The organism is Embleya sp. NPDC008237 (assembly GCF_042956465.1).
In the GTDB taxonomy this organism is placed as follows: Bacteria; Actinomycetota; Actinomycetes; order Streptomycetales; family Streptomycetaceae; genus Embleya.
In genome coordinates this window covers 1-20,905 of record NZ_JBIBGL010000041.1, presented here as the reverse complement: position 1 = coordinate 20,905, position 20,905 = coordinate 1, and the positions used below count along the sequence as shown (strand labels likewise).

Genomic DNA, 20,905 nt, shown 5'->3' with positions numbered 1-20,905 from the left:
GACGGTACCAGACAGGACTGTCTAGCATTCCCTACGTAGACAGACAGGTCTACTCGTATGAGAGGTGGGGTCATGGGATCGGTCAGCAGGGAGATCAGGATCGACGCGGCACCGGAGAAGGTCTGGGACGCGGTCAGGGACTTCGTCGACGGGCCGCTGCGCATGGGACCCGGCGTGTTCACGGACAGCAGGCTGGTGGAGCCCGGCGTCCGGGAGTTGACGTTCACCGACGGCACCACGGCACGGGAGCGGCTCATCGCCCACGACGAGCAGGCCCGGCGGATGGTGTGGGGATGGGTCGGCGACGAGGTCGAGCACGACAACACCTCCATGCAGGTCTTCGCCGACGACGCCGGGCGCACCCGGCTGGTCTGGACGCACGACACACTGCCCGACGAGCTGACCGACTGGCTCGCCACCGCCATGGACCAGCTCTCGCCGGTCTTCCAGAAAGCACTCGGATCACCGGGCGGCGCCGAACGCTGAACCACCCGGCAGCTCAGCGGAAAGCGCCTCGCGGTCGGCCGATCACCCACCCCGGGCGTGACCTGCGGTTCTGACAGCGGCCGGTGATTCCTTCCGGCGAACCGCCCCTCGCCGGCACTTCGCTGCCAGGCGGGGCTCCGGTGGCCGGTAGCCGGACAGGAAGAAAGGCGCGACAGGAGTGATTCCTGTCGCGCCTCCAAAGTGCGGGGATGACACGGTGGGTCAGAACGTGCTTCCCGCCGGAAGGCTGGGACGCTGACCAAAACTGCCAAGTCCGTGGGCCGACTTCCCGGCTCCTGAACACCCTCGGCCCACGGTCTGAACGCCCGTACTCAACCGGGCGCTGGAGCGTTCGAGTGCCGGGATCACCCTCGAACGCGGCGACGATGCGGCGGGTGCCTTCGCGCCGGGTAGTACCTCGTCGAGTTCTCCGTCGCGTTCGACGGCGACGAGGGACCCGCGCCGAGATCCTGGCCATGCTCGCGCAGAGCGTCCTCCCGGTGTGGCCTCGGGACATCTTCCCGAACTTCGTCATCGATCGTCCCCGACTCCGGAGGCGTACTCCGTCGTTTGCCGGTCGGGCGGACGGGCCGCCGGATCGATGACGACCGGCTTCCCCGAAAGATTCTTCGAAGAAATCCGGGGGCGGTGTCGGATCGGGGCGGTGGTGTTCGTAGCAGGGGTGAGGCCGCCCACCAGGGGCGGCGCCAAGTCGAAGGAACCGCGATCATGAAGCTGACGACCATGACCCAGGTCACGATCGATGGGGTGATGCAGGGAAACGGCGCCGCCTCGGATGACCGCAGGAACGGATTCGAGCGCGGCGGATGGGCCCGGGGGAAGGGCGACGACGAGACCAGGACGTTCATCACGCAGACCTACCAGCGCGCCGACGCGTTCCTGTTCGGCCGGCACACCTACGAGCTGTTCGCCGGCTCGTGGGGATCAATCGACCAGATGCGCGCACATCCCATCGGCGTGGCCTTGCACGAAGCCCCCAAGTACGTTGCCTCGACCACGCTCACCACGCCGCGGTGGGAGGACACGACCGTCCTGCGCGGTGACCTCGCGGCGGCCATCGGTGAGCTGAAGGCCAAGCCCGGGGGCGAGCTGCAGGTGCACGGCAGTGGCGCCCTGATCCGGTGGCTGCTGGAGAACGATCTGGTCGACGAGATGGTTCTGATCGTGATCCCGGTGATCCTCGGTCAGGGCGCGAGACTGTTCCCGGAGACCGGTCGGGATCTTGCGCTCGACCCGGTCGAGTCGCGCGTCGACTCGAAGGGCGTGACGATCCAAGTCCACAAGCCGGCCGGGCGCCCGCGGTATACAACGGCCTGAAGTCCCAGACCATCGAATCACGCTGTCCTGTACACCACAGGAGATGATCTTCGAATGCAATACCTGGTTTCCGTGATCGACGACAAGAGCAATCCTGGCAGCGTGGACAGGCGGCCCGCCGTCAGCGCGTTCAACGAACGACTGATCGCCGAGGGCCACTGGGTCTTCGCGGGCGGACTCGCGGACACGGACGCGGCCACGGTCATCGACAACCGGGGCGAGGAGGCGGTGTTCAGCGACGGGCCTTTCGTGGAGTCGAAGGAGTACCTCGCCGGCATCTGGGTGTGGGAGGCCCCCGATCTGGATGTGGCGCTCAAGCTCGCCACCGAGGCGTCGAAGGTCTGCGATCGGAAGATCGAGGTTCGGCCGTTCCGGTGAGCGACGTCGAGGCGGCGGTCACCCGGGCCCACCACGAGGAATGGGCCCGGGTGGTTGCCGCCCTGACCAGGCGCTTCGGCAACCTCGACATCGCCGAGGAGGCGGCGGCCGAGGCGTTCGCGACCGCCGTCGAGCGCTGGCCAACCGACGGCGTACCACCCAACCCCGGTGCCTGGCTGACCACCACCGCCAACCGCAAGGCCATCGACCGGATCCGGCGCGAGAACAAACGCGACGACAAGCACAGGGAGGCTCGGATGGCACACCACGACGACCCGCCCGAGCCTGTCGGCGCCATCGACGACGACCGCCTGCGGCTGATCTTCACCTGCTGCCACCCGGCGCTGGCGATGAGACCCGCCTGGCGCTGACGCTGCGCATGGTCGGCGGTCTGACCGTGCCCGAGATCGCCCGCGCCTTCCTGGTGACCGAGACCGCCTTGGAGCGGCGGATCACCCGCGCGAAGGCCAAGATCAAGGCGGCGCGCATCCCCTACCGCGTGCCGTCCGCCGAGGATCTCCCGGCTCGTGTCTCCGGCGTACTCGCCGTACTCTTCCTCGTGTTCAACGAGGGCTACCTGGCCGGCGGCCCCGACCCCATCCGACACGACCTGACCACCGAGGCCATCCGACTCACGCGCCTGACCCGCGCCCTCCTGCCCGAGGACGGTGAGGTGACCGGGCTGTTGGCGCTGATGCTGCTCATCGAGGCCCGCCGCACCGCCCGGATCTCGGCCGGCGGCGAACTGGTCGCGCTTGGCGAGCAGGACCGTGGGGCCTGGAACGCGGAACTGATCGCCGAAGGCCATCGGCTGGTGCGCGAGCGCCTCGCCGCCGCCGCTGCCGGGGTGGCTCCGGGGCGCTACCAGATTCTCGCGGCGATCAACGCCGTACACACCTCCGCCCGCGACATCCGCGACACCGACTGGTCGCAGGTTCTCGCCCTCTACGACCAGCTCGTTCGCCTCGACCCCTCCCCGATCCTCGCCCTCAACCGGGCCGTCGCCGTAGCCGAACTCGACGGCCCGCAGGTGGCACTGGCGGCCGTCGACCGTCTCGAGGACGAGCTGGCCGGCTATCACGCCTACCATGCGACCCGCGCCGACCTGCTGCGCCGGCTGGGCCGCGGTCATCAGTCGCGCGCGGCCTACGACAAGGCCATCGAACTGGCGGGCAACACCGCCGAGACCGCCTACCTGACCCGCCGACGCGACCAACTGCGGTAGCGGGGATCCCAACCGAACCCGCGTGATGCGTCGGCTGGGCCCCGGGGCGCCTGCCGACGCGTTCCACAAGCCGGGCCGGCGACGGATTGCACCTTCGTCCGAACTGCGACTGCCTGGTCGCGAGTACGAATTGCGCGACGCCGAGCGCACAGACGATCGCCATGCGGCGCCGGCGAGGCTTCGGACGCACCGCGTCGCCGGTGTCGGAAGGCGGGGCGAGTGCAGACGCAGGAAGTATCTGCTACCAGGCATGGGGTGGATGACCGCGCCGGGTTTTCTGACCGACCCCCTGGTATCCACGATCGGATGGGTCGGAGGGGACGTCGACTTCCTTGGGCACGAACTCGCGCATGATCCGGTTGCGGTCGCGTTGCGGCGCGTTCCCACGACGAGTGCGGATGAGCGAAGAACACCGGCCGCCCGGCGGTCACCTCGGCGTGCAGGGCCTGTCTCGGACGATGACGGCTTCGGTGGCCGTCAGCGAGTCGCATCCATGCAATATAACCAGGAGAAACCCGTCGTCACCGCGCCGCGGCGGCCCTTGCCACGTGTTCGCTGCACACGGCACGGTCGGCCGACCGGGCTTCAACAGCGACCCCAGCGGGGTTTCTCCGTTTCACACGCGATACGACCGGGGTGGGTGCGTCCTGCACCCCGAGGCCGCGGTGTCCACCCGGCCGGAGTGACCTCCACAGGCCGCAGCCCGCCCGGACGGCGCCCCGATCCACGCGATCATGGATCACCTGCTCGCCCACACGGGCCCCCAAATCCGCGTGTGGGCACGGAGGAACGAGGTCGAGTTGTTCCCCAGACCCAACGCAGCTCGCGGGGGTCATGTCGTAGCGGACGGCGGTCCTGACCTCCCTGCCCGGCATCGGGACCGCGGCATCCTGCTCGTACGCGGCGACGCCTCCACCTGTGCCGGGATCGTCCCGGTCACTCCCCTCGGGCGGCGTCGAAAGCGACCACCCGACCCCCACCGGCAGCCACAAACTCAAACGAACGTCCCTCCTTGCCGACTTCGCAGCCCTGTCCGATCCGACCAGCAGGGCCTACCGCTGGCGCACACGCGACGACGGGAGAACACAACGCCGCCCTGAACCGCCTGGTCCACGACGCGGTGGGCGCCGTGCACCATGCTCCGCACCGAGACCCACCACCGTTATCTCCAGACGGTTCCCACCCGGCTGCGGTCGACGGTGACAAGGGGACGCCCCCCAAAGACCACAAGCTGCGACCCCTGAACCTGCCCGGGCCTGAGGGGTGTCCGTGTCAAAGAATTCGAAGGCGGTGTCGGATCGGACCCGGTGTGTTCGTAGTAGGGACGAGAGATCGCCGGAAGCGGCGCTCCCGACGAAACCCAGAAGGACGTCCCTTATGACTACTACCTTGACGTCGCCGGACGCGGTCACCACACGCCGGATGTGGATGATCCTGGGGCTGGTGCTGCTTGCCGACGCCGTCGACGTGATCGACGGGACGATCACGAACATCGCGGCCCCCACCATCGCCCGCGAACTCAACGGCGGTGAGAGCCTGATCAAGTGGGTGGGGCCGGCGTACATGCTCGCCATGGGCGTCCTGCTCCTCATCGGCGGACGGCTGGGTGACAAGTTCGGCCAGCGCAAGCTTTTCCTGGTCGGCATGGGCGGATTCACCCTGACCTCGGCGGTCATCGGATTCTCACCCGACCCGGCCCTGCTCATCGCCGCCAGGGTTGCTCAGGGAGCGTTCGGGGCCCTACTCGTTCCGCAAGGCATGGCGATCATGACGAAAACGTTCAGCCGCGACATGCTCGCCAAGGCCTTTGGGCTGTTCGGCCCGGTTCTGGGTATCTCCAGTGTCCTCGGGCCGGTCTTGGCCGGATTCATCATCAACGCCGACCTGTTTGGGCTGTCTTGGCGCCCGATCTTCCTCGCAAACATCATCCTTGGCGTTATCGGACTGATCACAGCCGCCAAGATCCTGCCGCGTGAGGACGACGGCGACCGGTCCACCGTTGTCGACGGTTGGGGCTCCGGCCTGCTTGCGGCGACCATGCTCGGGCTGCTGTACGGCCTGATCGAGGGCTCGACCAACGGCTGGAGCGCCCTCCCCGTCGTCTCGATTGCCGTCGGCGTCATGTCCTTCGTTGCATTCGCCTACCGTCAGCGCACGGCAACTCACCCGCTCATCAGGCCGTCACTCTTGAAGAACCGAGGTTTCACCTCCGGCATGATCGTGGGCCTGATCGCCTTTGCCGCCGGCACCGGCCTGTTCTTCGTGTTGTCACTCTTCCTGCAGGAAGGGTTGCACGCCGGCCCGCGGGACGCCTCGCTCGGCTTGGTGCCGCTCACCGCGGGGCTCATCGCCGCCAGTTTCGCCGCCATGGGTGGCCTGGTTACCAAGCTCGGTCGCAGGCTCGTCCTCATCGGCCTGGCCGCCTCCCTCGTCGGATGCGGTTGGGTCCTGGCCCTGGTCGATCACTCCGGGACGAACATCACCCTCTGGGCGCTGGCCCCTGCGTTCGTCGTCATCGGCATCGGTACCGGCCTCTGCTTCGCCACGATCCCCACCATCGCTCTCGGCGACGCGAAGCCTGACGAAGCCGGCAGCGCCGGCGGCTCGCTCGGCTCGATCCAGCAACTCTCTTCAGCGATCGGCTCGGCCGGGGTCACGTCGGTCTTCTTCCAAGCCACAAGCTCCGGACTGAACCATGCGATGGAAGTCACTCTTGTCGTCGTCATGGCCGCCACGGCCCTCAGCCTCCCGTTCGTCGCCCTGATGCCCCGCAAGGCAGCACCGGAACCCACACAATGAACGACACCCCAAAGTGGTGAGGGCCGGCCGACATGGTGTCCACAGCCTCGCCTGACGGTTCCCACAGGCGGAATCGACGGCCTGTCGCTGCGCACGCTCGAACCACGCACACCCGGGGAGGGGGAGGTCGCGGTCGCGGTCGCGGTCCACGCCACCTGACTCGGCTTCCGCGAACTTCTGGTGCTACGGGGGCAGTACGTGCTGCCCGTCCAATCGGACGTCGTGCCGGTCTCGGACGTGCGGCGAGGTCATCGTCGGGCCGGATGCCCGGCGGGTGCGCCCAGGCGACCGCGTCATCGCCGCACTGCTCCCGCTGTGACTGGACGGCCCGCTGGAACCGGCATACCTGCCGCAACCGGGCGGCTCGCTCGACGGAATGCTGACCGAGTCGGCCATCCTCCCCGAGGACGCCCTGGTGCCCATCCCCGACCACCTCTCCTACATGGCCGCCGGTGAAAGCGAGAATCGATGATTCCGTGTCGTCTTCCCAGTCGACCTCGTGACCGAGTAGTGCGATGGGGATACCGGACGATGCGCGGACCGTCGGCCCGTCCCGGCCGCAGGACCAAGGAGTTTCGAGCATGGCAGTGATCGAGGATGTTCAAGCCTTGGGGCGCGAGTTGGAGCGCTCGTATCCGGTATACGTAAACGGCAGGTTGAAGTTCCGCGTCGGGCAGATCGTCTACGTGGCATTCTCCCTCGACGAGACCGTGATGGGCTTCGCGTTCCCCAAGGAGGCGCGGGCGGATCTTGTCGCGAGCAGCACGCACAAGTTCCAAATGCCATCGGCGTCGGACACGCGCTTCAACTGGGTTCACGCCAAACTCACGGCACTGGACCCGACAGAGGCCCGCGAACTGGTCGCCGATGCTTGGCGCATGGTCGTCCCCCGCAAGCTCTCCCGTGCCTACGACCTCACCCATCCCAACGGCCCGGGCTGAGCGCACGCACCCGCAAGGACTCGAAGTGGATTGCCGGCGGCTACCGGGGCCGAGGTCGTCGATGTGGGTGGTGGTGTGGTGGTGGTGGTGTGTTGATCGGTATCGCACGGTAGGGGTGTCTGGGCTGGTCAAAGGGCGTTCTGAGCGTGCTGGTGGGGCGGCTGCCACCAGACCCTGCGCAAGGAGCCGATGCTGTCCTCCCGGATCTTCATCTGGCAGCGCTTCACCCGCCTCACACCCGACGAGGTCCAGGACGTCATCCCGCTCTACCACCCCATCTGGGCCGACGCCGACCCCGACGACATCGCCTACGCCAACCAGCACGCCGCCCACGGCAACTTCCGCAACTGGGCCCGCCTGACCGCCCACACCCACACCGCCCTCGAACGCACCGGCCGTACCCACGTCGACCAGGAAGTGCTCCGCTGGGCCTTCAGCCGTCTCGGCTCCGGCAACTAGACCCAGCCACCTCCACCACCCCCCCTCGATCTCACTTCGAATCTCACACTCACCGAACACGAACCCCCCGACCCGACGCCGCCCCTTCACCAGCGCATGCCGAGTTCGGTGAGCAGCCCCACCCGCTCCTCGCTCAACGAACTCCGCCGGGTGCGTTGGTTGTTGACCCATTTGCCCAACCGCACCTCGACGACCCCGCCGCCCTCGCCCGCGCCGCCCTCGGACCCGGCCGCAGTCTTCACCGTCACCGTCTCGACATGTGCGCGGGGTACTTCGAGGTCCCCTTCGCGTTCGCGGTAGGCGACGGCCGCGGCGAACGCCGTCTCCCACGCGCCCCGCCCGCGCCTCGGCGCCGGGGCAGCCCCGGCGCCGCCAACAACCGCACCGCCCTCCTCCACGCCGTTCCCCGCGCCGGCAACCCTCTCGCCGCCACCTTCCGCGCCACCAACACCCGCGGCCACCGCCACACCGTCCTCGACGCCGCCCGCCGCGTCACCTTCACCCGCCGCTGCGCCGTGCCCGTGTTCGGTTTCGGGTGTGATGCCGAGTTCGTGGAGTTGCTCGAGTTGTCCGGGCAGCAGCTTGGCCCAGACCGCGGGCTTGGCGTGCCGCCGCGCCCATCTGCCGATGTCTTCGCCGCCCGCGATGTACCCGGGCACCAGCTCGTCGGGGCTGCCGCCGTGTGCGAGGTGCAGGCGCACTTCGTCGGCGGCGCGTTGCCAAACGATGGTCCATCCGTCGGGCTTCCACCACGGGTCCAATTCGCGCAGCGCGGCTTCGCGTTCGGGGTGGTTGTCCATCACGCCGTGTCGCCGCTGGTTCGCCAACCACTGACCCACCCGTACGCCGTCCTGGACGGCGTTCTGTGGTGCGGCGAGGTGCCCCACGCGTTCGAGGTACCGTCGCGCGACGGCGAGTCCGTCGTCGAAGGCCGCGTCGGGGTGCGACCACACCATCCCGAGCATGACGAGCTTGCGCACCCGGTCCTTGTGCAGGCGTCCCGCGGCGTACTCGCGTCGTTGGACCGCGGCCCACTGCCCGATCGGATACTCGTGGTCGTGCCCGTCCCGCGTATCGAGCGGAATCCTCAAGTGGCCATGTGTCCGCAGGAAGCGCCTGGCGGCGAGGTAGCCGCGGATCCAGTCGCGTTCGTCCGGGTCGATCACCCGCAGCCGCACGAAGTCCGCCACCACCGCCGGGTCACGCGGGCTGGAGAACCGCAGGAACGGCCGCGTCTCGACCTCCACGCCCGCGCCCGGCCCATCCGCACCCGACGGCCCGACCGGGCCCTCCAGCGCCCCATCCACGCCCTCGGAGGCCCCCACGCCGCCCGCCGCTGCGCCGCCGTCGGCTGTGCTGTCCGCGTCGTCGTCGGGTGCGTCGTCGACGGCCGCCCGTGCCGCGTGGCGTGCGCCGGCCTGGGGGACCGCGAGGGCTTCCACGAGCTCCGGCGCGTGGGCCCTCAGAGCCTCGAGCACGGTCACCAGGTACCGGTGTCCGTCGGACAGGAGCATGTCGTCGGGGTGTTCGTCGTCGTCGAGGAAGACGGGGACGACGATGGCGGCGGTCTTGCCTTGTCCCGGTTTCTGCCGGAGGGCTCTTCCGAGGGCCTGGGTGATGTTCACGATGCTGGACATTTCATCGAAAATCGCCACCGCGTCGACGGCCGGGCAATCGATTATCTGTAGGTCGGCTTCTGTTGAGGTGCGTTTGGTGTGGATGTAGGCGTCGCCCCCGGGTTCGGTGTCGGTGGTGTCTGTACGGGGGCGTCCGGTTCACGTGGCGTGGGGTCCGGTGGTCCGCCCGGTCGGGGCGCGTGACTTCGTGGTGGGGGAGTCCAGGGACGGCGTGATGTCTGGACCGGGCGTCGCTCGGCCGTGGTGTGGTGGATGAGATCGTTTCGGTGTTCGCGGTGGGCGGTGCCGGCATGCGCGCCGCGCCCGCGCGCGTGGGTGGTCTTCGGGGTGTGTGTCGATTCGGGGTTCGTCGGTCGGGCCTGTCACCATCCGGTGATGGTGGCGAGTGTGTTCACGACGCGTGTGTCCCGGTTGTGTCGTGTGCGTTCCGACGCGGGGGATCCGTTGGGGGACGGGTTCCCGGTCGATGACGACGGGTTCCGCGCCGCAGGGTGGTTTCCTTCCCCGCGTTCGGGCTTGTCGTCGGGATCGCCGGTGACGGCGGACGAGATCGCCGCGGCGGGGACGTTGGTGGTGCTCGGTGAGCCCGGCGCCGGCAAGACGTGGTTTCTGCGTGACCTGACTCGTGGTCTGGTCCCTCTCGACGAGCCCGCTGCGGTCCCGGAGGGCGGTCCCGGGTGTGTGTGGGTGGACGGCGCGGACTTGACCGAACACTCCTGTCTCGAACTCCTGGGACGCTTTCTCAAAGCGTTGCCTCGACGCGGCGCCACCGGGAACGAAGGCCAACGACCACCGGACCGGGACATCGCGCGGCCCGCTGTCACGTTCGTCATTGACCAGTTGGACGAGAGTCCCATGCTCGAACGGCTGCCCGGCTTCCTGCGGCGCGCCTTGAAAGCGCGCGACACGAGCGGCGTGAGGTTCCTCCTCGCGTGTCGATCGGCGGACTTCAAACAGGCTCTCGCGGATGTCCTTAAGGACTGCTTCGGAGCGTGCCCCCTGGTAGATCTCGCGCCTCTCACCCACGCGGAGGCGGTCGCCTTGGCCGACAGCGCCGGGGTGGTCGGCACGGACGTGGTGAATGCGGCCGTCGACGCCCGGGCGGGCGCGTTGGCGAGCGTGCCCCTGACGCTCGAGTTCCTCGTGCGTACCTATCGTGAACAAGGCCGACTCGCCGGCGGGCCACCGCAACTCTTCGCGTCGGGAACCCGGTTCCTCGCTTACGAGCACGCCTCCGATCGCAGCGAGCCTCGCCCGTTCACCACGACCGTCGAGCAACGCCTGGTCGTCGCGGGCCGCGTCGCCGCCTGGATGTTGCTCTCCGGCCGGCGGACGCTGTGGCTGGGCGGTGCTCTCGCCACCGCGTCCCACCCTCTGGACTTCGACATCGCGTCCGCGGTCGGCGGCACCGAGACCACCGGCCCGACACTGACGTTCGAAGTCACCGCCCTTGTGGTGGAAGAGGCCCTGCGTACCGCCCTGTTCACGCCCTCGGGCGCCGATCGCGTCTCGTTTCGCCACTCCTCGGTCGCGGCCTACCTCGCGGCCAGGTACCTCCTCGACCGCGGAACACGCCCCGAGCAACTCGCCGACCTCCTCCTGGTCAGGACCCCCGACGAAGGCACCCACAGCGTCCCGACGCCCCTGCGTGAGACCGCCGCGTGGCTGGTCGCGCTCGATCCACAAGGCACCGACTGGCTGTCGGACGCGGACCCCGTGAGCCTGATCGCCCACAGCGCCCTGGTCCGCTCCGACGCCGTCAGGAAGCTGATTGTCGAGCGCCTCCTGGAACACGCGGACGAGGTCGAACTCGCCGACACCCGCTGGTACTTCTCACGCTGGGACCTGGACCATCCTGGTCTGGACACACAACTGATCACCGCCCTGACCCCCACCCCCGGCGATCCCTCCGACGACCGGGGCATGGCGGCCGCACGGGTACGCATCGCGCTGCGCCTCGCCCGGGACTGCCCCTCCGCGGCCCTGACACCGTCACTCCTGCGTATCGTCCGGGACCCCCGGCGGCCGAACGGACAGCGCCGTATCGCCGCGTACGCGGCGTTCGCCGGTGACGAACCCCTCGCGGCGCCGGTCCTGCGCGAAGCCCTGCACGACCTGCCCGACGAGACCGACACGGGCCCCACCGCTGGCGATCCCGACCGCTCCCTGCGCGCGACGCTCCTGTCCCTGCTGTGGCCGCGACACCTGCCCATCGAGGAACTCCTGACGCACCTGCGACCTCCCGCCCCCAAGAGCTGGGACGGCGGTTACACACACTTCCTCAACGACATTCCCCACGCGTGCACGGACGAGCAGATCCCCGTGCTCTTGGCCTGGATGAACGCCGTATGGCAACGCGATCCCCACGACGAGGAAGAAACGATCGCCGCGCTCGAGCCGACCGGACGGGGCGACGGCGACGCCCGCCGCCCTCACCTCGAGCCCGCGTCCACGCCGAACCCCCAGCGCTTCGAATTCCACTCCCACAGCGACGAGGGCCTGCTCCTGGACGCCGCCATCGCCCGCGCCGCGGACCACCACGACCCCACCAGACACCTGCCCGCCATGGCCACCCTGATCGCACGGCGCTTTTCCCAGGGGGGAGAACTCCTCCTGCCCAGCGCATTGGACCCCCAAGGCATTCAGAGGCCGCAACTCACCGCCGTGACCTCGTTGCGCCGCGATCTCGCCCGAGCCCTGATCCTCGAGTGCGTACAACGCCACCGAGCTCCCGCCTACGCGACCCGGAACATCGTCCACGCCTGGCACCAACCCATCCCTCTCTCGTTGCGGGCACTCGAAACACCCGAACACGCCCGACGGCCCCGACTCCTCACCGCCTCGGACTTCGCCTGGGCCCTCGATCAGGCCGCCGACGCACTGCACACGGGTGACAGCGCCACGGCGAACGCGTTCGGCCACCTGGCATCACATCTCTTCGACCCCGACGACCCGGCCCTGTACGAACTCGCCTACGACCGCCGGGACAACCCTTCCTGGCCCCACCTGCGATGGGCCTACGACCCCATCGACATTAACGGTGACCTCGCCGCCCGACTCCGCCGCTCACACGGCGCCGGACGGCGCCGATGGGCCGAATCCGATGGCTTCGTCGCGGGCCAGAGGCAGGCCCTGAGCGACCTCGTGTCCGGCGACACGACCGTCTTCCCCGGCCTGTTCTGGAATCTGCAACTCGATCCCGCCACCGGCCGCGGTCACACCCCACGCGACGCAGACCCACAGACATGGCCCGGCATGAGCGTCTTCGACGCCGACGAGCGCGCGGCACTTCTGGACGGCGCGTCCCGCTATCTCCACCACGAACACGATCACGCCGACACATGGTTGGCAGAGGGGGGAGACGACCTGCGGGCATGGGCGGGACACCACGCCCTGGCGTGGCTCGATCGCAGGAACCGACTCGACGAACTGCCCCCCGCGGTCTGGGCGTCGTGGACCGGCGCCGTCCTGGGGGAGGGCTCCACCACCTGGGACGAAGCGAGCGCGACAACCGAGGCGACGCTGCGCCGCCGGGCCGCCCGGTACGCGCCCCACGAGTTCGGCCGCGACCTCGACCGCCTCGTCCGAGGCGACCTCGCCCGGGGCCGAGAGACCCGCAGACTCGACGCCGTAGCGCTGTCGCCCACGGCCGTCACTCTCCTGGAGAACCTGGCACACGACCTCCAGGACGCCCTCGCACCGATCCCCACACACCCCGACGACCCCGGAGAACACACCTCCCGCTCTCCGGCCCCGCCGGCTCTGCCCGACACGGACGAGGCCCGCGCCGCGGCCCTGAGAACGTGGTCCCACCTCCTCGCCATCCTGATCGACCACGGAAGTCCGACGCCACGCGACCTCGCCGCCGCCGTCGTGGACCACCACGCCGCTTCGACAGGTGTTCAACGCACACTCGCCGTGCGCGCCGCCCTGGCCCTTTTGACCACCGACGCCACCGAGTTCTGGCCACGGGTACGGCAAATCACCGACCACGACGCCGCGTTCACGGAGGAACTCGCCCTCGCCTGTACCTCCGAGCACCTGCAGCGCCGCGTCGAGGCGCAACTCGCGGAGGAAGAACTGGCCGAACTCTACGAACGGCTCGACCCCCTCGTCCCCACCGAGGAACCCGTCTACCGCACCGGGGCACACTGGGTCGGTCCCACCGAGCAACTGCGCGACTGGTGGGCCTCCCTGCCCCACACGCTGGCCACCAAGGCAACCAACGAGGCCGTACTCGCACTCAAACGCATGGTCGATCGCCACCCCGGCCGACGCCACCTGCGTGCCGCCCTCATCGCCGCCCGCACCCAGGCGATCACCGCCGCACGTACCGGTATCGCCCCCTCGGACGTGATCGCAGTCCTCGCCCACCCCCACCGACGCCTCGTGCACAACAGCGCGGACCTCCAGGACGTCGTGTGCGCAACCTTGCACCGGATCGCCGAGGAACTGCCACCCCACGGCGAACTCCTGTGGGACCGAACCCCCAAACCGGGATCGGGTTCACAGCACCCGCGCCTCGACGACGCGCCCGACCAGGACACCTGGCGTCCCAAACCCGAAGCCGCACTGTGCGCCTACCTCGACCACGAACTGCGCCTCCGCCTCGGCGGCCGCCGTATCACCGTGAACCGCGAAGTCATGATCATGCCCACGGACCCCTACGGAGCGGGGGAACGCACGGACATCCTCATCCAGGCATCACCCCACGCCGACCGCCGAGAAAACGAAGGAGACGACGCGAAGACCCTGTGCCTGGTGATCGAAGTCAAAGGTCCGTGGAACGCCGACCTCCTCCACGCCCAGGAGACCCAACTGATCGACTCCTACATGCACCGGGTAGGAACCGACGTCGGTGTGTACCTGGTCGGCTGGTATCCGATCGACCAGTGGAACGCTCCCCGCGACTGGCGCAAGAAGAAGGCCGACAAGCACAGCCTGCCCAGCCTCACGGACCATCTCACCGACCAGGCTCACGCACTCTGCAGGAGCCGCGACGTCAACGTACGCACGCTCATCATCGAGATTCCCCGACCACACCAAAACGAGAGACGAAATCACTGACCACAGGGGGCCCAGAAAAGAGAACAACGCTCTTCGGGTACGCGATCGGCCTGTGCGCTGCCAGACGCGTCATCGACAGGCGCGGATTTTATCTGGATGTGGTTCGAGTGTGAGGCATGTTCGACCTGTCTCCCACCCGGTCGTGTGCCGCTGTCCCGAACCACCGCCGGCCGTTCCCGAGCGCTGGTTACGTTCGGCACGTGGAGCACTTCTTCGTCGCGGAACGCTCGACCTCCCCGACAACGGCCCTGCAACGATGGGTGGTCGCCGACACCCGCACCTACACCCTGCACACCGAGACGACCGCGTTCCTGACCGGGCTGCGCAACAAAGGACGCTCCCCGAACACCGAACGCGCCTACGCCGGCCGTCTGGCCCTCTACCTCAACTACTGCCACAGCCATCACATCGACTGGGCGGCCCCCGACTTCATGACCCTGTCCGGGCTCCAGCAATGGCTGATCACCGAACCGCTTCCGCCTCGCAGCACCCGCATCCGCCCGACCACGCCGCGATATCGCACCCACAACACCGCGAACGCCGTGATGACCGCGATCACCGACTTCCTCGGATTCGGATCACTGCACGGCTGGGTCCCCGCACACACCGCCACACTGCTGTCCACGCCCAGACTCCTGCGCCGGCCGGTACCGGGCCACGACACCGGAGAGCACGGCCAATGGCGCCACGTCCAGGCGGCGACGTTCCGGTTCCGCGTCACCGAGTCGGGCTACCAGGACCTCTCCCGCGACCGGATCCGCCGCATGATCACCACCGCGCCGCGAGCCCGGGACCGATTCCTGATCGCCCTCCTGGCCACCACCGGACTACGCATCGGCGAGGCGTTGGGGCTGCACCGCGAGGACCTCCACCTCCTCGCCTCCTCCCACGCCCTGGGCTGCCCGACCCGCGGCCCCCACATCCACGTCCACCGCCGCACGGACAACCCCAACCGGGCCCTGGCCAAATCCCGACGCCCCCGCACCATCCCCGTCACACCCGAACTCGTCACCCTCTACACCGACTACCAACACGAACGCAGCCGCGTCCCCGAAGCCGCGGACAACCCCATGGTCTTCGTCAACCTCTTCCGCGCACCCCTGGGACGCGCGCTGTCCTACCCGAACACCAAGGCCGCCTTCGACCGATGGGCCCGCACCGCAGACCATCCCGCCCGACCCCACATGCTGCGCCACTCCGCCGCCACCCAATGGCTGCGCGACGGGGTCGAACGCGACGTGGTCCAACACCTCCTCGGCCACGCGTCCCCGCTGTCCATGGACCACTACCGACACGTCACCGAGTCCGAGACACGCGCCGCCGTGGACAGACTCCAAACCCTGCGAGAACAGACGTGAACACCACCCCGGCGCGCGCCACCGCCACACCCGAAACCGCCCCACCCCAACCACGGACCCGAGCCTGGTCCACCTGGCTGCGCGACCACCTCGACCCCTCCTGGCGACCGGGGGAGTGGGACGCCGGGCAGTGGCTGTTCACCGGCGACCTGGACAACCCACGCACCTCCTCGTCACGCTGCCGCACCCGCAGCTGCGCCGTCGTCGTCCGCGCACAGGCGACGTTCTGCTCCCGCTGCCGACAACAGCGCCTCGACTCCGGCCTGACCCCCGAGGAGTTCGCGGCCACCTTCGCCGTCCCCCGCCTGAGATCCCCCAAAGCCGCCGTCACCGCCCAATGCAGCATCACCCGCGACGGCATCCGATGCGTACGACCCCGACACTGCCGGGGACTGTGCGCCACCCACTACGGAACCTGGCGGTACCACGAACGCCGGAATACCCTCGAAAGCTGGCTGCGCGACCGCGCGACCCCCTTCACGCACACGTCCGTCTGCATGGCACCCCACTGCACCGGCCGATCCCTGAGCGCCCGAGGACTATGCAACTACCACTGGCGCGCCTGGAGCGCGAACAACCGCCTCAACCCCACTCCCGCCCCGCAATGGGCCCGCGACCAACCCCCACAACTGGCCCCCCACCAGTTCAGCCTCCTCTCCCTCCCCACGACGCTGCGCCTGGAACTCGCCTACGCCGTCCAACAAATGGACCAATGGACGCGAGCCCTCGAACCGCACTGGATCCGAGGCGTCATCCGCGACCTCGCCGACGCCACCACCCTCCTGGACCACACGAACGCCGACCGCCTCAACAAACCCCACAAAGCGGCCCTGCGCACCCTGGAGAACCTGCAATCGGCCGCCCACGCCGGATACGCCGAGTTCAACGGCATCACCCTCATCGACCGGGACGTCATCGACCTCCGCGTCCTCGGGCTACGTCACACCGCCTCGGGCAAACGCCGCCATCAACCGGGCAGCGTCGACCTGCGCACCATCCGCCAACCCTGGCTACGCCGCGCACTCCACCACTGGGCCGTCACCGCCCGACCCAACACCCAACTCTTCCAACGCACCCTGCAGGCCACCGTCATCGCCTCCACGGCCCTCGGCCGACGCGCCGACGCCGGCGAAGACCCCACCGTGCTGACATTCGCCGACGCCTCCACCGTCGTCGACGCCTTCCGCACCGCACGCAGACGCGACGACATCCGCTACTCCGCCGGATTCCGACACGCCCTGATCGGAACGTTCTTCCAACTCGTCGACTACGGACGCCGCTGCGGAACCCTCGACGACCTGCCCGGTACCTTCACCCGCGTTCCCGTCGAACACGCCATCAGCGTCGAGGAACCCAACGAGGACCTCATCGGCAAAGCCGTCCCCGAATCCGTGATCCGACAACTGGACACCCACCTCGACACCCTGGGCACCGGAAACACCTACGGCTGCCGAGACATCGCTCCCCAGGCTCGACAACTGATGTACCGCACCCTCTACATCGTCCTCCGTGATACCGGACGCCGCCCTCTGGAAATCGTCTCCCTGCCTCGCGACTGCCTGGAAACCGACAACGGCCAAACCACACTGATCTGGAACAACCACAAAAGAGGACGACACCGCCGACGCCTGCCGATCACCGCCGCGATGGCCCAGACCATCCGCAGCTGGCAGACACTGCGCGACGACCTCCACCTGCCCACCAAAGGCGACCGCTACCTCTTCCCGGCCCTCACCCCGCTCAGCGACCCCGGCCACATCGCGAGCACATACCTCAGCGACGCCATCCGCCTGTGGGTCGACGCCCTACCCCAACTCCACGACGAAGGCACCGACGCGCAAGGAAACCCGCTCCCCTTCGACCGTTCCCGCATCTACCCCTACGCCTTCCGCCACTCCTACGCCCAGCGCCACGCGGACGCCGGCACCCCCGTCGACGTCCTGCGAGAACTGATGGACCACAAAACCATCGCCATGACCCAGCACTACTACACGGTCTCCCTGAAGCGAAAACGCGAAGCCGTCTCCAAACTCAGCGCGCACGTCGTCGACCATCTCGGACAACCAAGCCCCTGCTCCACGACGGCCTACGAGATGCGCTCGGTCGCCGTCCCCTACGGAGGCTGCACCGAACCATCGAACGTCAAGGCCGGCGGCGAAGCCTGCCCCATCCGCTTCCAATGCGCCGGCTGCGGCTTCTACCGCCCCGACCCCTCCTACCTTCCCGCGCTCGAACAGCACATCAACGAACTACGAGCGGACCGCGAGACCGCACACGCCATGAGAACGGCGGAATTCGTCACCACCGCACTCACCGCCCAGATCACCGCCTACGAGCAGGTCGTCGACCGCATGCGCACGCACCTGCAGGCCCTACCCGATACCGAGCGAACCCGGATCGAAGAAGCCAGCACCATCCTGCGCAAAGCCCGAGCCGGCGACACCCACACCCTCCTGCCCCTCACCCCAACCCCCCGGGACACCCCGCGATGAACCGCCACGGCAACCCCCAGAGCCTCGCCCAGGCCAGACGCCGCGACAGCCTCGACAAACGCGCCCGCGCACTCACCGCCATCACCGCCCTCGAACACGACGCGCAACCGATCACCTTCACCGCCGTCGCCCGAGCGGCACGCGTCTCCACCTGGCTCACCTACGCCCCGGGCGTCCGCGAACACATCGAAGCCGCCCAACTCCGCCAAACCCGCACCACCCCTCAACCCTCACCACAATCCCGACCCAGCCCCACCACACTCCGCGCCGAACTCGAACTCGCTCGCCAAGAAATCAAGGAACTGCGCGCGGAACGCGACCGACTCAAAGACGCACTTCGCCACCAACTGGGCCGGCAACTCGACGATCTCCAAACCCCGAACCCGACAGCTCAAATCAACGAACTCGCCCATCGGAACCGACAACTCACCGACCAACTCCAACGCGCCACCGCGCAAGACAACGCCTCCCAAGCCCGCATCACCACATTGGAGGAGGACTTGGCCGCCACACGAACCAGCCTGCGCAGAATGATCCGCGACGAGAACACCAACTGACACACCACCTCCGTGCATGACCAACACCGACACGGAACCGACACCACGGTTCACCAGCGCATGCCGAGTTCGGTGAGCAGCCCCACCCGCTCCTCGCTCAACGAACTCCGCCGGGTGCGTTGGTTGTTGACCCACTTGCCCAACCGGACCTCGACCGCCTCGCCACCGTCCGCCACACCCGGCCTCGAACCGCCCACCAACGCCGCTGCGCCGCCCGCCAGGCGCACGGTCTCGACGTGCGTACGCGGCACGTCCAGGTCGCCTTCACGCTCCCGGTAGGCGACGGCCGCGGTGAACGCCGTCTCCCACGCGCCCCGGCCGCGCCTCGGCGCCCGGGCCCCGTCGCGGTCGGCCCCAGGGCCGCCGACGCCGTCGCCCGCAGCCACCGCGCCGTCCTCCACGCCGCCGCCCGCTTCACCGGCCTCCCCGACCACCGCTGCGCCGCTACCGCCCGCCACCGCGCCGGTTTCCGACTCGGCCCGGATGCCGAGTTCGTCGAGTTGTTCGAGTTGTCCGGGGCGCAGTCGTGCCCTCACGTCCGCTCGCCGGTGCCGCTGCGCCCAGCGTCCGATGTCTTCGCCGCCGGCGGTCCATCCGGGTGTGAGTTCCTCCAAGGACCCGCCCCGCGCCAGGTGCAGGCGTACTTCGTTGGCGGCCCGCTGCCATGCGATGGTCCATCCGTCGGGTCGCCACCACGGGTCCAACTCCCGGAGTGCGGCTTCTCGTTCGGGGCGCCCGTCCAGCACCCCGCCGCGCCGCTGGTTGGCGAGCCACTGCCCGACGCGCACCCCGTCCTGGACGGCGCCTTGTGGTGCGGCGAGGTGTCCGTGCCGCTGCGCCCAGCGCCGGGCGATCGCGAGTCCGTCGTCGAAGGCGGCGTCGGGGTGGTTCCACACCATGCCGAGCATGACGAGTTTGCGCACCCGGCCGGCGTCGAGTCGTCCGGCGACGTACTCGCGTCGTTGAACGGCGGCCCATTGCCCGATCGGGTAGTCGTGGTCGTGCTCGTCGCGCGCGTCGAGCGGAATCCTCAGGTGGCCGTGTGCCCGGAGGAACCGCCTGGCGGCGAGGTAGCCGCGGATCCAGTCGCGTTCGTCGGGGTCGATGACCCGCAGCCGCACGAAGTCCGCCACCACCACCGGGTCCCGCGGGCTGGAGAACCGCAGGAACGGCCGCGTCTCCACCCCGGGGCCGTCACCACCCCCCGGCCCCGCCGCGCCTTCCACGACCCCACCAGGGCCCTGTACGGCAGCGTTCGCCCCGGCCCCGCTCGCACCCGCCCCGAGGGCACCCTTTGCATCCTCGGTGTCACTGCCCCCCGCTCCGCCGCCGGCCGTGCCGCCCGCGTCGTCGTCGGGCCCGGCTTCGGCGAATGTCCGTGCTGCGCCGTGTGCGGTGGCCTGGGGGACGGCGAGTGCCTCGACCATCTCGGGGGCGTGGGCGCGCAGAGCGCTTAGCACGGTGACGAGATACCGGTGTCCGTCGGAGAGGAGCATGTCGTCGGGGTGTTCGTGGTCGTCGAGGAAGACGGGGACGACGATGGCGGCGGTCTTGCCCTGTCCGGGTTGCTGTCGCAGGGCCCTGCCCAGGGCCTGGGTGATGTTCACGATGCTGGACATTTCATCGAAAATCGCTACCGCGTCGACGGCGGCGCAATCGATGCCCTCACCCAGAATCCGCACGTTCGCCACCACGGACAGATCACCCGGTGTGCCGGGTTCGGCGAACCGGCCGAGGACGCGTCGGCGGTGTTCGGCGGGGTGGTCCCCGTGGAGCCATTCGGCGCGCACGCCCGCAGGGGCCTTGTCCGGTAGTTCGGCGCGCAGCCGTCGGCCGACGTCGGAGAGCCCCAACGCGAAGGCCTGGGCCTCGGCGACGCGGTGATGGAAGGTGATGACGGTCCGGAGCCTGTTCTCGCGCGCGGTGTTCAACAGCGCGGTCTGCAGCGCGGCGAGGCGTTTGCCGCGCCATGCCTCGACCAGCCCGGGCGCGTTCGGGCTCTTCTCGTCCAACGCCTTCCGCGCGTCGCGTCGGGCCTGGTTGAGCTCGGTGTCCCGGATGTCCGCCACGAGCACTGATGATCGGTGGGGGTGTGTCGGTGGGTTTGCGGCATGGTTGTGTCAGTCGGGTGTGGGGGTTTCCGGGGCTGGTGGGGTGACTTCATCCGA

Annotated in this window: 12 protein-coding genes and 1 pseudogene; 11 read left to right on the top strand and 2 right to left on the bottom strand. The window is 68.9% G+C overall.

Translation table 11 applies throughout. The annotated features are described in order from the left end of the window. Positions 1 to 72 precede the first annotated feature (72 nt). The 7 genes and pseudogenes from ACFZBU_RS47615 to ACFZBU_RS47585 all read left to right on the top strand — a co-directional run bounded on the left by ACFZBU_RS47615 (position 73) and on the right by ACFZBU_RS47585 (position 7,626). Entirely contained in the window at positions 73 to 486 is a 414-nt protein-coding gene (locus ACFZBU_RS47615) for an SRPBCC family protein (RefSeq protein WP_391590091.1), read from the top strand. Between the two features lie 729 nt (positions 487 to 1,215). Then, on the top strand, positions 1,216 to 1,824 hold the full coding sequence (locus tag ACFZBU_RS47610) for a dihydrofolate reductase family protein (protein WP_391590090.1): 609 nt from the start codon (positions 1,216 to 1,218) through the stop codon (positions 1,822 to 1,824). A gap of 54 nt (positions 1,825 to 1,878) precedes the next feature. Further along, a complete protein-coding gene (locus ACFZBU_RS47605; RefSeq protein WP_391590089.1) occupies positions 1,879 to 2,202 on the top strand; it encodes a YciI family protein in 324 nt (107 codons plus the stop codon). Then, positions 2,199 to 3,427, top strand: a pseudogene (locus ACFZBU_RS47600) (RNA polymerase sigma factor). The gene ACFZBU_RS47605 and the pseudogene ACFZBU_RS47600 overlap by 4 nt, the downstream one beginning before the upstream one ends. Before the next feature lie 1,377 nt (positions 3,428 to 4,804). Then, positions 4,805 to 6,226, top strand: a complete 1,422-nt coding sequence (locus ACFZBU_RS47595; RefSeq protein ID WP_391590088.1) for an MFS transporter — start codon at positions 4,805 to 4,807, stop codon at positions 6,224 to 6,226. Between the two features lie 581 nt (positions 6,227 to 6,807). Then, complete coding sequence (locus tag ACFZBU_RS47590) at positions 6,808 to 7,167, top strand: MmcQ/YjbR family DNA-binding protein (RefSeq protein ID WP_391590087.1); 360 nt, start codon at positions 6,808 to 6,810, stop codon at positions 7,165 to 7,167. 189 nt (positions 7,168 to 7,356) lie between these two features. Continuing rightward, entirely contained in the window at positions 7,357 to 7,626 is a 270-nt protein-coding gene (locus ACFZBU_RS47585; RefSeq protein WP_391590086.1) for a hypothetical protein, read from the top strand. A gap of 86 nt (positions 7,627 to 7,712) precedes the next feature. Here the strand turns inward: ACFZBU_RS47585 and ACFZBU_RS47580 are convergent, their stop codons facing one another. Beyond that, complete coding sequence (locus tag ACFZBU_RS47580; RefSeq protein ID WP_391590085.1) at positions 7,713 to 9,263, bottom strand: helicase associated domain-containing protein; 1,551 nt, start codon at positions 9,261 to 9,263, stop codon at positions 7,713 to 7,715. Between the two features lie 534 nt (positions 9,264 to 9,797). Here ACFZBU_RS47580 and ACFZBU_RS47575 point away from each other — a divergent pair. The 4 genes from ACFZBU_RS47575 (at position 9,798) to ACFZBU_RS47560 (ending at position 18,737) form a co-directional block, all read left to right on the top strand. Further along, the gene (locus ACFZBU_RS47575) at positions 9,798 to 14,330 is read left to right on the top strand and encodes a hypothetical protein (RefSeq protein WP_391590084.1); all 4,533 of its coding nucleotides are present in this window, start codon (positions 9,798 to 9,800) and stop codon (positions 14,328 to 14,330) included. A 200-nt stretch (positions 14,331 to 14,530) separates the two neighbouring features. Next, positions 14,531 to 15,688, top strand: coding sequence for a tyrosine-type recombinase/integrase (locus tag ACFZBU_RS47570; RefSeq protein WP_391590083.1), 1,158 nt, complete (start codon positions 14,531 to 14,533; stop codon positions 15,686 to 15,688). Further along, positions 15,685 to 18,180 (top strand): tyrosine-type recombinase/integrase, encoded by a 2,496-nt coding sequence (locus tag ACFZBU_RS47565; protein ID WP_391590082.1) that lies wholly within the window; start codon positions 15,685 to 15,687, stop codon positions 18,178 to 18,180. Before ACFZBU_RS47570 ends, ACFZBU_RS47565 begins: the two co-directional genes overlap by 4 nt. Then, positions 18,177 to 18,737, top strand: a complete 561-nt coding sequence (locus tag ACFZBU_RS47560; RefSeq protein WP_391590081.1) for a DUF6262 family protein — start codon at positions 18,177 to 18,179, stop codon at positions 18,735 to 18,737. Before ACFZBU_RS47565 ends, ACFZBU_RS47560 begins: the two co-directional genes overlap by 4 nt. A gap of 50 nt (positions 18,738 to 18,787) precedes the next feature. Here the strand turns inward: ACFZBU_RS47560 and ACFZBU_RS47555 are convergent, their stop codons facing one another. Next, on the bottom strand, positions 18,788 to 20,806 hold the full coding sequence (locus ACFZBU_RS47555; RefSeq protein ID WP_391590080.1) for a Helicase associated domain protein: 2,019 nt from the start codon (positions 20,804 to 20,806) through the stop codon (positions 18,788 to 18,790). Between the last annotated feature and the right edge of the window lie 99 nt (positions 20,807 to 20,905).

What these genes read in the sequence shown, in the direction of transcription:
- ACFZBU_RS47615 (WP_391590091.1), top strand. Translation starts at nt 73, where the DNA reads ATGGGATCGGTCAGCAGGGAGATCAGGATCGACGCGGCACCGGAGAAG.
- ACFZBU_RS47610 (WP_391590090.1), top strand. Translation starts at nt 1,216, where the DNA reads ATGAAGCTGACGACCATGACCCAGGTCACGATCGATGGGGTGATGCAG.
- ACFZBU_RS47605 (WP_391590089.1), top strand. Translation starts at nt 1,879, where the DNA reads ATGCAATACCTGGTTTCCGTGATCGACGACAAGAGCAATCCTGGCAGC.
- ACFZBU_RS47595 (WP_391590088.1), top strand. Translation starts at nt 4,805, where the DNA reads ATGACTACTACCTTGACGTCGCCGGACGCGGTCACCACACGCCGGATG.
- ACFZBU_RS47590 (WP_391590087.1), top strand. Translation starts at nt 6,808, where the DNA reads ATGGCAGTGATCGAGGATGTTCAAGCCTTGGGGCGCGAGTTGGAGCGC.
- ACFZBU_RS47585 (WP_391590086.1), top strand. Translation starts at nt 7,357, where the DNA reads ATGCTGTCCTCCCGGATCTTCATCTGGCAGCGCTTCACCCGCCTCACA.
- ACFZBU_RS47580 (WP_391590085.1), bottom strand. Translation starts at nt 9,263, where the DNA reads ATGTCCAGCATCGTGAACATCACCCAGGCCCTCGGAAGAGCCCTCCGG.
- ACFZBU_RS47560 (WP_391590081.1), top strand. Translation starts at nt 18,177, where the DNA reads ATGAACCGCCACGGCAACCCCCAGAGCCTCGCCCAGGCCAGACGCCGC.